12 protein-coding genes are annotated in these 12,086 nt (G+C 56.8%); 7 read left to right on the top strand and 5 right to left on the bottom strand.

The window, feature by feature from the left end:
* Positions 1-37: 37 nt before the first annotated feature.
* The gene (locus KP702_RS01480; protein ID WP_202206380.1) at positions 38-1,324 is read left to right on the top strand and encodes an MFS transporter; all 1,287 of its coding nucleotides are present in this window, start codon (positions 38-40) and stop codon (positions 1,322-1,324) included.
* Here KP702_RS01480 and KP702_RS01475 read toward each other — a convergent pair.
* Genes KP702_RS01475 through KP702_RS01460 form a run of 4 tightly spaced genes read right to left on the bottom strand, consistent with a single transcriptional unit; the run spans position 1,321 to position 4,534 of the window.
* Positions 1,321-2,928 (bottom strand): NAD(P)/FAD-dependent oxidoreductase, encoded by a 1,608-nt coding sequence (locus KP702_RS01475; protein ID WP_202206379.1) that lies wholly within the window; start codon positions 2,926-2,928, stop codon positions 1,321-1,323. The genes KP702_RS01480 and KP702_RS01475 overlap by 4 nt on opposite strands.
* Positions 2,925-3,542 carry a TIGR00645 family protein gene (locus KP702_RS01470; protein WP_064273814.1) on the bottom strand — a complete coding sequence of 206 codons (618 nt, stop codon included), beginning with the start codon at positions 3,540-3,542 and terminating at the stop codon, positions 2,925-2,927. The genes KP702_RS01475 and KP702_RS01470 overlap by 4 nt, the downstream gene beginning before the upstream one ends.
* A 60-nt stretch (positions 3,543-3,602) precedes the next feature.
* Entirely contained in the window at positions 3,603-3,926 is a 324-nt protein-coding gene (locus KP702_RS01465) for a ribbon-helix-helix domain-containing protein (RefSeq protein WP_046899987.1), read from the bottom strand.
* Positions 3,927-3,952: 26 nt separating this feature from the next.
* Positions 3,953-4,534, bottom strand: a complete 582-nt coding sequence (locus tag KP702_RS01460; protein ID WP_202206378.1) for a DJ-1/PfpI family protein — start codon at positions 4,532-4,534, stop codon at positions 3,953-3,955.
* Between the two features lie 194 nt (positions 4,535-4,728).
* Here KP702_RS01460 and KP702_RS01455 point away from each other — a divergent pair, with 194 nt between their 5' ends.
* The 3 genes from KP702_RS01455 to KP702_RS01445 are packed head-to-tail and all read left to right on the top strand — an operon-like array spanning position 4,729 to position 7,315.
* A complete protein-coding gene (locus KP702_RS01455; RefSeq protein ID WP_202206377.1) occupies positions 4,729-5,697 on the top strand; it encodes an ATP-binding cassette domain-containing protein in 969 nt (322 codons plus the stop codon).
* A complete protein-coding gene (locus KP702_RS01450) occupies positions 5,694-6,518 on the top strand; it encodes an ABC-2 family transporter protein (protein WP_086634362.1) in 825 nt (274 codons plus the stop codon). Before KP702_RS01455 ends, KP702_RS01450 begins: the two co-directional genes overlap by 4 nt.
* Positions 6,515-7,315 carry an ABC transporter permease gene (locus tag KP702_RS01445; RefSeq protein WP_202206376.1) on the top strand — a complete coding sequence of 267 codons (801 nt, stop codon included), beginning with the start codon at positions 6,515-6,517 and terminating at the stop codon, positions 7,313-7,315. Before KP702_RS01450 ends, KP702_RS01445 begins: the two co-directional genes overlap by 4 nt.
* 2 nt (positions 7,316-7,317) lie before the next feature.
* Here KP702_RS01445 and KP702_RS01440 read toward each other — a convergent pair whose 3' ends face one another.
* On the bottom strand, positions 7,318-7,905 hold the full coding sequence (locus KP702_RS01440) for a DUF805 domain-containing protein (RefSeq protein WP_202206375.1): 588 nt from the start codon (positions 7,903-7,905) through the stop codon (positions 7,318-7,320).
* A 213-nt stretch (positions 7,906-8,118) separates the two neighbouring features.
* Here KP702_RS01440 and KP702_RS01435 point away from each other — a divergent pair, with 213 nt between their 5' ends.
* The 3 genes from KP702_RS01435 (at position 8,119) to KP702_RS01425 (ending at position 11,824) form a co-directional block, all read left to right on the top strand.
* A complete protein-coding gene (locus tag KP702_RS01435) occupies positions 8,119-9,165 on the top strand; it encodes a cation diffusion facilitator family transporter (RefSeq protein WP_202206374.1) in 1,047 nt (348 codons plus the stop codon).
* An 8-nt stretch (positions 9,166-9,173) separates the two neighbouring features.
* Positions 9,174-10,067, top strand: coding sequence for a cation diffusion facilitator family transporter (locus KP702_RS01430; RefSeq protein WP_202206373.1), 894 nt, complete (start codon positions 9,174-9,176; stop codon positions 10,065-10,067).
* Positions 10,068-10,366: 299 nt separating this feature from the next.
* Positions 10,367-11,824 (top strand): chloride channel protein, encoded by a 1,458-nt coding sequence (locus KP702_RS01425; protein ID WP_202206372.1) that lies wholly within the window; start codon positions 10,367-10,369, stop codon positions 11,822-11,824.
* Positions 11,825-12,086 lie beyond the last annotated feature (262 nt).

Raw genomic sequence — 12,086 nt, 5'->3', positions numbered from 1 at the left:
AGCGCGCAGGTTCAATCTGCCTGTCAGGACATTGTTGATGACGGATGCTCTCTCTCGCTCCGCCCCGAACACGTCTTCCCGCAACTCTCTCAAGGCTTTGCTACCTTTCTGGCAGGTGACGTTTGCGTCTTTCCTGGGATGGTTTCTGGACGCTTTTGACCAGACATCCCTGATGTTCACACTGCCGGACATCGCTCATGATTTCAGCTGCACCATCGGCACACTGGGGATGGTTCTGACAGCCCAATCCCTTGGACGAGCCATAGGTAATACAAGCTGGGGCTGGCTCGCTGACCGTTATGGCCGTCGTTTGGCCTTTATGCTCGGCGTTGTCTGGTTCGGTGTTTTTTCTGCCATGACGGGCCTGTCCCACAGTCTTCTGATGCTGGGTATTGTCCAGTTCCTGTTCGGCATCGGTTTTGGTGGTGAATGGACCGCCTCTGCAGCCCTCCTGATGGAAAGTGTTCCCGCCTGGACACGTCCGATGGCGTCTGCGCTCATGATGTCAGGTTATGAAGTCGGATATTTTGCAGCAGCCGGAGCGCAGGCTCTGATCCTGCCGCATTATGGCTGGCGCATGCTGTTCTTCATCGGACTGGCGCCTGCTCTTCTTGCGATTTTCATTCGCCTCGGGGTCAAGGAAAGCCCGGTCTGGCTGCGGAACCGGGCAGACCGGGCGGCCGGTCAGGCCAAAACGCCGACACAGCCTCTTCCCAAGGTAAAATTCCGCCTGAACGGAGCGGCCCTACAGGCAATTGCCTTCATGGCGTTTCTGGAATTTCAAAAAGCGGCCATTTACACATTTTACCCGACGATCCTGCGTGGGAGCCATCACCTGACACCACAGGACATCTTCATTCCCATTACCCTCTACTGCATCGGATCGTTCGCTGGAAAAATCCTGTGTGGCTGGCTGGCAGAACGATGGGGTGACCTGAAGGTCATGCTTGGGGCGATTGCGATTGTCGTTCTGACAATCTGGCCGTTCCTGAGCGCTCCGTCCTGGAGCATGCTGCTGACGGCAGCCTTCGTCATGGGCGCTGCTGCATCCGGTATCTTTGCCCTTGTGCCGCATTATCTGGCGAAATGCTTCCCTTCCGAGACACGTAGCTTCGGAATGGGGCTGGGTTATGCTCTAGGGTCTATCGGGCAGGGTATTGCCGGATGGCTGATCCCGGGAATTGGCCGGACCCCGATCACACTCCCGCTCACTGCGGAAGCCTTCGTAGTCGGGTCCAGTGCCGTCACGGCCGGTATCGCCCTGCTTCAGCCGAAGCACCTTCCGGGTGAAACCATGGAAGGCGACGAAGAAGCAGCCTCTTAAAGAGAGGCTGCCAGCCACTCGGCGGTACGGATTCCATCTATGCCGGCGGACAGAATACCGCCGGCATATCCTGCCCCTTCTCCCGCAGGGAAAAGCCCACGCAATGTTGGGCTCTGGCCATCACGGTCTCGCTGAAGCCGGATCGGGGAAGACGTACGCGTTTCCACTCCGGTCATAACAGCATCATCCATCGAGAAGCCCTTCAGCTTGCGTTCAAAACGCGGCAAGGCCTCACGAATGGCGTCCGAAACAAAATCCGGCAGACAGAGCGTCAGATCAGTCGGTGTCACACCCGGCTGGTAGGACGGCACGACGTCACCCAGCGTTGTGGAAGGGCGACCGGCCAGAAAATCCCCGACGCGCTGGGCAGGAGCACGGTAATCGCCGCCACCGGCCACAAACGCTGCCTTTTCCCATTTCCGCTGAAGTTCGACACCCGCCAGAACATCGTTCGGAAAGTCCTTTTCCGGCGTCACTTCAACGACAATTCCACTATTCGCATTCCGTTCGGCACGGGAATACTGGCTCATGCCATTGGTCACGACCTGTCCGATTTCAGACGTGGCCGCCACGACCTGTCCGCCCGGGCACATGCAGAACGAATACACAGCCCGGCCGTTCGACGCGTGATGAACCAGCTTGTAATCAGCGGCACCCAGCAGATCGTTCCCGGCGTATGAGCCGAAACGGGCTGTATCAATGACAGACTGGGGATGTTCGATCCGTACACCGATAGAGAACGGCTTGGCATCCATGGCAACGTTCGCATCGCGGAGCATTTCGAAGGTGTCGCGTGCGGAATGCCCAACGGCCAGGATAACGCGCTCGGCAGGCAGGGTCTCTCCCGTTGATAGGCGTAGGCCTCGCAGACGGCGTTCTGTTCCCTCACCTTCCATGTCAAAACCATCGACGCGCGTCTCAAACCGGTATTCACCGCCGAGACGTTCGATTTCCTCACGGATGAACATCACCATCGAGACCAGTCGGAACGTCCCGATATGAGGCTTGGAGACGTACAGGATCTCTTCCGGCGCACCGGCCCGAACAAACTCTTCAATGACACGTCGGCCCAGATTGCGGGGATCGGACACGCCAGAGTAGAGCTTGCCGTCAGAGAACGTCCCGGCTCCGCCTTCGCCAAACTGCACATTGCTCTCGGGCGTCAGAACGGATTTCCGCCACAAGGCAAACGTATCAACCGTTCGGGCGCGAACCTCTTTTCCACGTTCGATGATGATAGGCTTGAGACCGGTCTGCGCGAGCGTCAGCGCCGCCATGATCCCGCAAGGACCTGCCCCGATAACCACAGGGCGCGGCATCCCCTCGGGCAACGTGGCTTGGGGAAGATGATAGGTTGTGTCAGGCGTGGAGCGAACATGCTGGTCCGCTTCGTGGGCCGCAAGCACAGACGCCTCGTCCGTCACGTCACAGTCGATGCTGTATACCAGAACGATGTGACCGCGCTTGCGGGCATCGTATCCGCGTCGGGCGATCTTGAAACTTTTCAGGGCCTCGGACGGGATATTGAGGCGCGTCAGCACCGCCTCCCGGAGCGCCTCTTCCGAGTGCTCCAGCGGTAGGCGCAGTTCTGTCAGGCGAATCATGCGTCGTGCTTTTCTTTGTGCTGGGCGGCGTCAGGCTGCGGATCGGCGTGATGCGTATCCGGCGAACCTTCCATGATGCGATCCATGACGGCCATCAGAACACCGGACACAACGAAGGCCAGATGAATCCCGACGCTCCATTCCAGAGCGCGCGTGGAGGTGTCATCCACACGAATGAAATCAGCCAGAACATGGATGGCAGACATGGCGACGATGGACGCCATGAGCTTGATCTTGATATCCCCGAACGTCACGTGACCAATCCAGGACGGATAATCTTCGTGCTGGCGGATATCGAGACGGGAAACAAAGTTCTCGTAACCCGAGAACATGACGATCAGCAGCAGGTTCGCCAGCAGGACCAGATCGATCAGATCCAGCACACCAACAAAAACGTCATCGAAATCCAGGCCGGTTGCCTTGAGAACAAGACCCAGAAGCTGCTGGAAGAACTTGAAGGCCACCAGCAGCAGCCCGATGGTCAGGCCGAAATAAAGCGGTGCGGCAATCCAGCGGGTTGCGAAGAAGGCACGTTCCATGACGTGTTCTGCGCGTCGCGAGGACAAGGGATTGCTGCCGGGTTTCTGGCCCTGTGGGGAAGAAGGAGTCGTCATGGTCCTTCTGTACGATTTTGCGAGCCTTTCCGCCAATGCCTCTTTGCTGCGCCGTATCGATTATCCAACCCGACGCAACGCAACAGTCTGACCAACGGCGGAACTGGAACCTGACTGCACGCGACGTTCCCGGTCCAGATAGCGAAGGCAACTGACCCTTAGGAACGACGCCATATTCGGCAGTTCACCACGCAGTTCGAGAATTTCGTCCGAAAGCTTGGTGATAAGTTGATTGACGGTCATGCCATCTGCCGCCGCGATTTCCGTCAGGATGTCCCAGAACATGTTTTCCAGCCGGATCGTCGTTACGACCCCATGAATCCGCAGTGACCGCGTACGGCTTTCATAAAAGATCGGATCGGCACGGACATAGAGTTCACACATATGGGCTCTCCCGACGGAACAAAGGCTCAGGCTTCGATTTTGGTTCCCAGAACCTTCAGGAACTGACCAATCCATGCCGGATGTGCTGGCCACGCCGGCGCTGTTACGAGCTTGCCGTCTGTCACTGCACCATCAATTGCGATGGCCTGATAGTCAGCCCCTGCAAGGATCATTTCAGCACGACAGGCCGGATAAGCGGAGACCTTGCGGCCTGAGATGACATTTGCTGCGGCGAGAAGCTGCGGGCCATGGCAGACAGCGGCAATCGGTTTGTCAGCCGTGACGAAAGCGCGGATCAGGTCCAGCACGCTCTCATCGGTGCTGAGCTGCTCCGGAGCACGACCACCTGGAATGACCAGTGCGTCATAGTCTTCCGCTTTTGCGCCTGCATAAGTGGCGTTCAGCGTGAAGTTATGACCGCGCTTTTCAGTGTACGTCTGATGGCCTTCGAAATCGTGGATGGCCGTTGCTATCTGTTCTCCAGCCTTCTTGCCCGGTGACACCACATCAACCTTGTGTCCCACCATCAGCAGCGTCTGGAATGGCACCATGATTTCGTAATCTTCAACGAAATCACCTGCGAGCATGAGAATACGTTTACTGGCCATTGGATCATCCTGACGATCAAGTTCACAACACTGCTCCCTTCTTACTGTATCCGGGAAGCGCGTGGGTAATAGGTGGTGATGACATTCCGCTCTGTCACCATTGCCTCCCACTTGCCTGAAGATGAGAGCTCACGCAGAACTATTATTCCGTTCAGTCATGGCACCCTGGTGCCGTCAGAAGGCCCTGTTCCGTCATGAAGAATGCTGCCGCGATTGAGGTGCATGACCTCCGCAAGACATATCAGGTCCGTGATGGCGGCAGCTGGCGTGGTAAAACGCGCGAAATCACGGCTCTGGACGGCATTTCTTTCACAGTCCCTGCAGGCGAGATTGCCGGTTTCATCGGGCCGAATGGCGCTGGAAAATCCACTGCCATCAAAATTCTGGCGGGTATCCTGCGCCCGACCTCCGGGACCGTCCGCGTTGGCAACCTGATCCCTTGGGAAAACCGGATCGCACATGTCGCGCGGATTGGCGTGGTGTTTGGCCAGCGCACGCAGCTCTGGTGGGATCTCTCTGTTGGGGAGGGACTGGCGCTTCTCCGGGATATTTACAGCGTGGAGCCAGCGAGGTTCCTCCGCAACCGGGAGCATCTGGCGGATGCGCTGGATCTGCACGGCATCATGGATCAGTCCGTCCGGCAGTTGTCTCTCGGCCAACGCATGCGGGCAGAAATCGCAGCAGCCCTGATCCATGATCCGGATGTGATTATTCTGGATGAACCTACGATTGGGCTGGATGCCCCATCCAAGCTGGCGGTACGCGCTTTTGTGCGGGATCTGCGACGCGAGCGCGGCACAACGGTGCTTCTGACCACGCATGACATGCATGATATCGAAGCCCTGGCAGACCGGGTCATCGTCATCGGTCACGGTCGCATTCTTGCGGATAGCCCGTTTGAAGCCCTTCAGGCGACCACCCTCTCGGAACGTATTCTGGAAGCAGATTTTACCGGGCCGCTGCCAGACCTGCTTCTGCCAGATGGCGCAACAGAAACAGCGCGTGGCTCTCGCAGCGTGACGATCACGTTTGATCCGCAACGCCTGCCCGCGCCTGTGCTTGTGGCGCATCTTTCGACACTGCCGGGCTTGGGTGATCTGCGGATCGGGCGCCCGGCGATTGAAGAAATTATTACACGCTTCTACGCGGACCACGCATCGTGACCATCAAACCCTATGTGACGTCTTTCGTCCTGCAATGGAAAATTGGTCTGCGATATCGTCTTGCAGTACTGGCGGGGCTTGTGGCGCAGATGTGGTTCGGCGCGATTTCCCTCATGGCCTATGCCGCGGTTTACCATCATGCCCCCGGCGTAGATGCCCCCATGACGCTGCGTCAGGCCATGACTTACACCTGGATCCAGCAATCCCTCTTCACCCTGCTTCCTCTTGGCTGCCTCCCCGCTATTGGTGAAGCGGCCAAGAGCGGAGCAATTGTCTATGACCTGTTGCGCCCCGTCGATCTGTGGAACTGGTGGCTCTCGGCTTCGCTTGCCCGTCTTCTTGGCAACGCCATCCCGCGCGCAGTCCTTCTTGCTGCTGTCGCAGGGCCACTTGCTGCCCTCGTTGGGCTGAATGGCTGGAGCCTTGCCCCGCCAGCCTCATTGTGGGCCGCAATGCTGGCTCTGTGCTCCTTCATCCTCGGTGCTTTCATCTCTGCAAGCATCGTGATGTGGTGGAATATCGTAACGGCCCGAACATTATCGCCTCTCGGAACGTATGCTGTCGGCACACCCTTGGCTGTTCTGCTCTCAGGAATGCTCCTGCCGCTGCCGCTTTATCCCGATTGGGCGCGTGAGTTGCTCCTGTTCCAGCCTTTTGCCGGAATTTCTGACATTCCCATTCGGCTCTACATGGGCATGGCCATCCCGGGCGGCGTTCTGACCGCGTTGGGCATTCAATGTTTCTGGCTGGCCGCACTCACACTTGTGGGGCGCTTCTGGATGCATCGCACCATCTCCCGGATGGAGGTTCAGGGCGCATGAATGCGTTTTCACTCTATCGACGGATGGCAGCGGCCTCGATCAAGGCACAACTGCGATATCCCGGAACATTCGCGCTTCAGTTAATTGGAAATTTCGTCACCACTCTGCTGAGCTTCTTCGGAATCTGGAGCCTGTTCCAGCGGTTTGGCAGCATCGCTGGCTGGGATATTGGCGCCGTGGCCGTTCTATACGGACTGGTAAACGTGTCCTTCGCGATTGCCGAAACCCTTGGCCGCGGCTTTGAAGTTTTTGGCGGCGAATACGTCAAGACAGGTTCATTTGACCGGCTTCTTCTTCGCCCACGCTCGACACTCGTCCTGCTTCTTGGCCACGAACTGAGACTTCGCCCGATCGGCCGCTTCCTTCAGGGGGCATTTGTTATGGGAGCAGGTTTCTGGCTCTCGCCACATGTCTCATGGGCGACAGTCTGGCTTTTGCCTTGGGCAGTGACGGGTGGGGCCGCCATGTTTCTGGGCGTTCTGATCGGACAGGCCGCCCTGTGTTTCGTAACGGTCGAAGGGCTGGAGGTTGTAAACGTCCTGACCTATGGCGGCGTGGAAGCAGGACAATACCCGCTCACCATGTTCGCGCGCTGGCTCCGTCGCTTCCTGACATGGGCGCTCCCGCTATCAGCCGTCTGCTACTACCCTGCTCTCGCCATGCTGAACCATCCTGACCCTTTGGGCATGCCCATCTGGTTCGGCCTGCTCTCGCCGGGAATGGGCTTTACGTTCCTTGGCCTGATGGTTCTGTGCTGGCAGAGAGGTGTAGCCGGATATGTTTCAAGCGGAAGCTAAGGCTATTTGGCCGGATAGCCCCATTTGTTGATCCGGTAGTCCGTGTCGAAGCACATCATGATCAGCAACGGAATAGTTCCGATCACTGTAAAGTATAATAGCACCCACCAGCCTGAGCGTCCGGTGTCGTGCAACCGTCGGACTGACACGCTGAGATCCACCACGAACAGATAGAGCCACGCAAAAAAAGCTGCGATACCCAGTAACGCGACAATGCCGCCGCCTCCATGCCTGAGGTCACTGGAAATCATGGAAATGACGATGGAACACAGGATCCCGAAAATCCTGAAATACCAGTATTCCTTCCGGCGGGAGCGGCCTTGAAAATCCGTTGCCCGGCGCAGACAGGCCCTGACAGCATCCGTAAAAGACATGTCCGCAGCAGGCAAAGACGTAAACTGCCCGAACTGAATATCCAGAAACACATTGTTGGCCATTGTGCCCCAGGGCTCGAAATCCACCCGCTGCCCCTTCATGGGCGCCAGAGTGTCCCGCCAGTTCATTTTCGAAAATGCATACCGAACGTCCTGATCATTCAGGATCACGCCTTCGCTCGTCTGAACATCAAATCCGAGAACGGTGCCTTTCATGGACACTCTCCCTGCAAGTGCCCCTCTGCTGACATTACAGGGTTAGGCCTCCTCTTTGTTACGGAATATAACCGGCGCGTCCAGCCACGGCATGGGAAAACTACCCTCCTGCCGGCATCAACCCCGACAATTCTGCAAGAGCCAGATCATCGCTTGGGTTGATGGAACGAGATGCTATATGATGCGACACTCCAGCCACAGATTTGCCCGGACATGACATCAGATCACAGCCACACGTGCGCACACGGCCATGACCACACCGATCATGACCATTCTCATGCAGATGGGCACGACCATGCCTCTCGTGATCACCAGGATCATGACCATGAAGGCTGTGACGGGCACGATCATGGGTTTGGTTTCGGGCGTCCACATACGCATGCACCGGCGAATTTCGGCCGTGCCTTCGCTATCGGGATCATCCTGAACACGGTTTATGTCGTTGCCGAAGCCCTTTGGGGCGTCTGGGCACACTCCCTGTCCCTTCTGGCAGACGCAGGACACAACCTGTCGGACATTCTGGGCCTTGGCGCAGCATGGCTGGCCGAAAGTCTGGCCCGTCGTGCCCCTACCACACGCTTCACCTATGGCCTGCGCCGTTCCACCATTCTTGCGGCCTTCGTGAATGCGACAGTCCTGCTACTGGTGACAGGCGGGATCATCTGGGAATCCATCGTTCGGCTTTTCGCCAACGCGCCTGTTGAGGGAACGGTCGTCAGTTGGGTGGCGCTCGTCGGAATTGCGGTCAACGCATTTACTGCCCTCCTTTTCATGAAGGGGGCCTCGAACGACCTCAATATTCGCGGCGCGTTCATGCATATGGCATCTGATGCCATGATGGCCTTTGCCGTTGTGATTGCAGGGCTCCTGATCACATGGACCGGCTTTCAGATCATTGACCCGATCGTCAGCCTGATTGTCTCTGTGTCCATCATTGTCGCAACATGGTCCCTGCTTAAAGGGTCGGTGTCCCTATCCCTTGATGGCGTTCCTGCCGGAATTGTACCTGCTGACGTTCAGGCCGCCCTATTGGCCGTTCCCGGCGTAAGTGGGCTGCATCACCTGCACATCTGGCCCATGAGCACGACGGAAACCGCTCTGACTGTGCACCTCATCCGGGATGAGACCACATTGCAGAGCCCTGAGCAGATCATCACGCAGGCCACAATCCTTCTGCGAGACAAGTTCAAAATTTCTCACCCCACCTTCCAGATCGAAAGTTCACCAGCATCCTGCGATCTTCAACAGGTCTGCTGCTGAGAACTTCAATGATTTCAACGCGTATCAAGATTGCCTACGCTTCCATCGGGGTGAGCGTAGTGGTTCTGGCCATCAAGTACGCAGCATTCTGGGCGTCCGGCTCAGATGCCCTGCTGTCCGATGCCATTGAGACCATTCTGAATGTCATTGCGGCATTTGGCACTTTGTGGGCACTTTCCATTGCGGCTCTCCCAGCCGACGACAACCACCCTTATGGCCATGGCAAGGCAGAATACCTGTCCGCCGTCATTGAAGGCGTTCTGGTTGTTCTGACGGCACTCGGCATTCTCGTTGTTGCTGTGCATGACTGGATGCACCCCACGCCGGTCCATGCCCCGTTCCAGGGCGTTGCACTGAATGCGCTGGCCGGTGTCGTCAATCTGGTTTGGGCACGGGTTCTCATCGGGTTTGGCCGGAAGAATTCATCACAGGCTCTGCTGGCTGCGGGCGAGCATGTTCAGTCTGACGTCTGGGCGACTGTCGCCTTGGTCATTGGCGTTTCCCTGATCCCGGTCATCAAATGGGACCGTCTGGATGCAGTTCTGTCCGCGCTGGTCGCCCTGAACGTTCTGCGAGCCGGCTTCTCGATGATGAGCCTGTCCATGTCAGGTCTTATGGATGAAATTCCGGGCACAGAAGCCGTGGAAACCGTAAAGGCTGTCATTTCCTCAAGCGGAACGGGTGCTCTCGAAGCGCATGATCTGCGCCTGCGAAAGGTCGGGGTATTGCATTTCGTAGAATTCCACCTTGTGGTCCCGAGCGAAATGAGTGTGCATGACGCTCATGAAATCTGTGACCGGATCGAGGCAGGCCTGAGGGAAGAACTGGGCCGAGCTTCAATTCATATTCATGTCGAACCTGCTGACAAGGCCAAGCATTCTGGCATTCTGGTTCTCTCCTGAACGGCAAATTTTACTACCATTATCAGTCTCTTTGACCAGAAGTCTCCAATCTCAGACCACGCCTTACAGTGGAAACCAAACTATAAGGCTTTGACTGTAAAAGGGGCGGCCCTCCGAACATGCTTTTGCTGCGACAGTCTTTCCGGTTTCGGGTTGTACAGGCCTCTGATTTTTCTACTTGATCGGTTCAGACTTCTTGACCCGGCGCGAAGAAGGCTGGCAGGACCGGACATGTAACGCGCGGAGTTTGGTCCGGGCGTATCTTCCCTTGCCCGACACTCCTTCCTGGACGTCCTCCATTGGCCGATACTTTGCCCCCTTCTTCAGGCTCCGCTCCCAAGCCTCTCCCACCGGGGCATCTGTCCTCGCAGCACGCCCTGCGCCGTAAAGACCGTATTCATCATCTGAGACGTTCAGCCCGCGCCACGACAACCCAGTGGCGGCGCACTGTCATCTATTGGATCGGTGCCGTTCTGATTGGTGTTGTTGCCGTGCTTTTCGCACGCATGGGCGATGCAGCGGCTGATCTGAGAACGCGAATTCTGGAATGGCACCCCTGGGCGATGCTGTTCGTCGCTCCAGCAGGGCTTGCCTTCATCACATGGATGACCCGAACCCTTTTCAAAGGCGCACAGGGGTCAGGCATTCCGCAAACAATCGCCACCCTGCACATCGAGAATTACACGATGGTGGACAGGGTTCTGGCGCTCAAGATTTCTGTTGGAAAGATTCTTCTAACCTGTCTGGGCCTGCTGTGCGGTGCTTCGATCGGGCGCGAAGGCCCGAGCGTTCAGGTCGGGGCATCCATCATGCATGCCTTTTCGCGCCTGCTGGGACAATCCAACATCGCTGCAAAGCGCAGCATGATCCTTGCCGGTGGCGCCGCTGGTATGGCCGCAGCATTCAATACGCCCCTGGCCGGCATCGTCTTTGCGATCGAGGAACTCTCACATTCCTTCGAACAGCGTACATCCGGACGGACACTGACCGTCGTTGTCGTTTCCGGTGTGACGGCAATCGCGCTGTTGGGAAACTACACCTATTTCGGCCATGCAGACGTTGATATCCCGGTTGGCACAGCGTGGATCGCGGTGCTGACCTGCGGCATCCTCGGCGGACTGGCAGGCGGAACGTTTGCAGCACTGGTTATCAAGGCATCGCGGGGCCTTCCTGGCCCCGTCGGACGTTTCGCCGGGAAACGCCCCATCGCGTTTGCTGCGGCCTGTGGTCTTGTACTGGCTATCATTGGCCTGATCTCCAAAGGTACAACCTATGGAACGGGCTATGCACAGGCTCGCGCCATCTTTTCAGGAACAGAGCACTATCCAGCCTCTTTCTTTGTCCTGAAATATCTAGCGATGCTGGTGTCCTATTGCTCAGGCATTCCGGGCGGCATGTTTGCGCCATCACTGGCGATTGGTGCTGCCATTGGAGGCTGGGTTGAGCAGTTTCTGCCCCACACTACACCCGGCGCAGTCGTACTGCTGGGCACAGTCGCCTATTTCTGCGGCGTCGCGCAGTCGCCCCTCACAGCGACCATCATCGTCATGGAGATGTGTGACAATCAGCAGGTCACGCTTGCGCTACTGGCCACATCCTTTCTGGCGTTTGGCGTTTCTCGCATGGTGTGCCCTCGTCCACTGTACACCGCGCTGGCTGACAGATTCATGGAAGCCAACGAACATGCCCTGCGACCGCCCAGACCTGGGGCGCCAGAATCGAACACAGAAAGCACCGACAATAAAAAAGCGCTCTAAGGAGCGCTTTTTTATTAAGAAACGTCGCCTGAGATTCTTTTCGTTAATAAGTAATTAATCCAAATTCAAACTCTTCCAATATGCCTCGATATCTCTATCGAGAGATCAATTCATTTTACTGCGTGATAACGGCTAGATTACCCTGAGTTTTCCGCCATTTCTTCATCTCCACAGATGCCGATCTTAGAAAAAAAATTTCACATAAAGATACAAAAAACAAAACTTCTTATTGTTTTWAAAATCTGAACATGCCATTGAACCG

It is taken from the genome of Gluconobacter sp. P5B12, assembly GCF_018812035.1.
Classification (GTDB): domain Bacteria; phylum Pseudomonadota; class Alphaproteobacteria; order Acetobacterales; family Acetobacteraceae; genus Gluconobacter.
This window is presented reverse-complemented; position numbering and strand designations above follow the sequence as displayed.

Excerpts from the sequence above, each read along its gene's own strand:
- KP702_RS01480 (WP_202206380.1), top strand. The coding sequence starts at position 38 with ATGACGGATGCTCTCTCTCGCTCCGCCCCGAACACGTCTTCCCGCAAC.
- KP702_RS01475 (WP_202206379.1), bottom strand. The coding sequence starts at position 2,928 with ATGATTCGCCTGACAGAACTGCGCCTACCGCTGGAGCACTCGGAAGAG.
- KP702_RS01470 (WP_064273814.1), bottom strand. The coding sequence starts at position 3,542 with ATGACGACTCCTTCTTCCCCACAGGGCCAGAAACCCGGCAGCAATCCC.
- KP702_RS01465 (WP_046899987.1), bottom strand. The coding sequence starts at position 3,926 with ATGTGTGAACTCTATGTCCGTGCCGATCCGATCTTTTATGAAAGCCGT.
- KP702_RS01460 (WP_202206378.1), bottom strand. The coding sequence starts at position 4,534 with ATGGCCAGTAAACGTATTCTCATGCTCGCAGGTGATTTCGTTGAAGAT.
- KP702_RS01455 (WP_202206377.1), top strand. The coding sequence starts at position 4,729 with ATGAAGAATGCTGCCGCGATTGAGGTGCATGACCTCCGCAAGACATAT.
- KP702_RS01445 (WP_202206376.1), top strand. The coding sequence starts at position 6,515 with ATGAATGCGTTTTCACTCTATCGACGGATGGCAGCGGCCTCGATCAAG.
- KP702_RS01440 (WP_202206375.1), bottom strand. The coding sequence starts at position 7,905 with ATGAAAGGCACCGTTCTCGGATTTGATGTTCAGACGAGCGAAGGCGTG.
- KP702_RS01435 (WP_202206374.1), top strand. The coding sequence starts at position 8,119 with ATGACATCAGATCACAGCCACACGTGCGCACACGGCCATGACCACACC.
- KP702_RS01430 (WP_202206373.1), top strand. The coding sequence starts at position 9,174 with ATGATTTCAACGCGTATCAAGATTGCCTACGCTTCCATCGGGGTGAGC.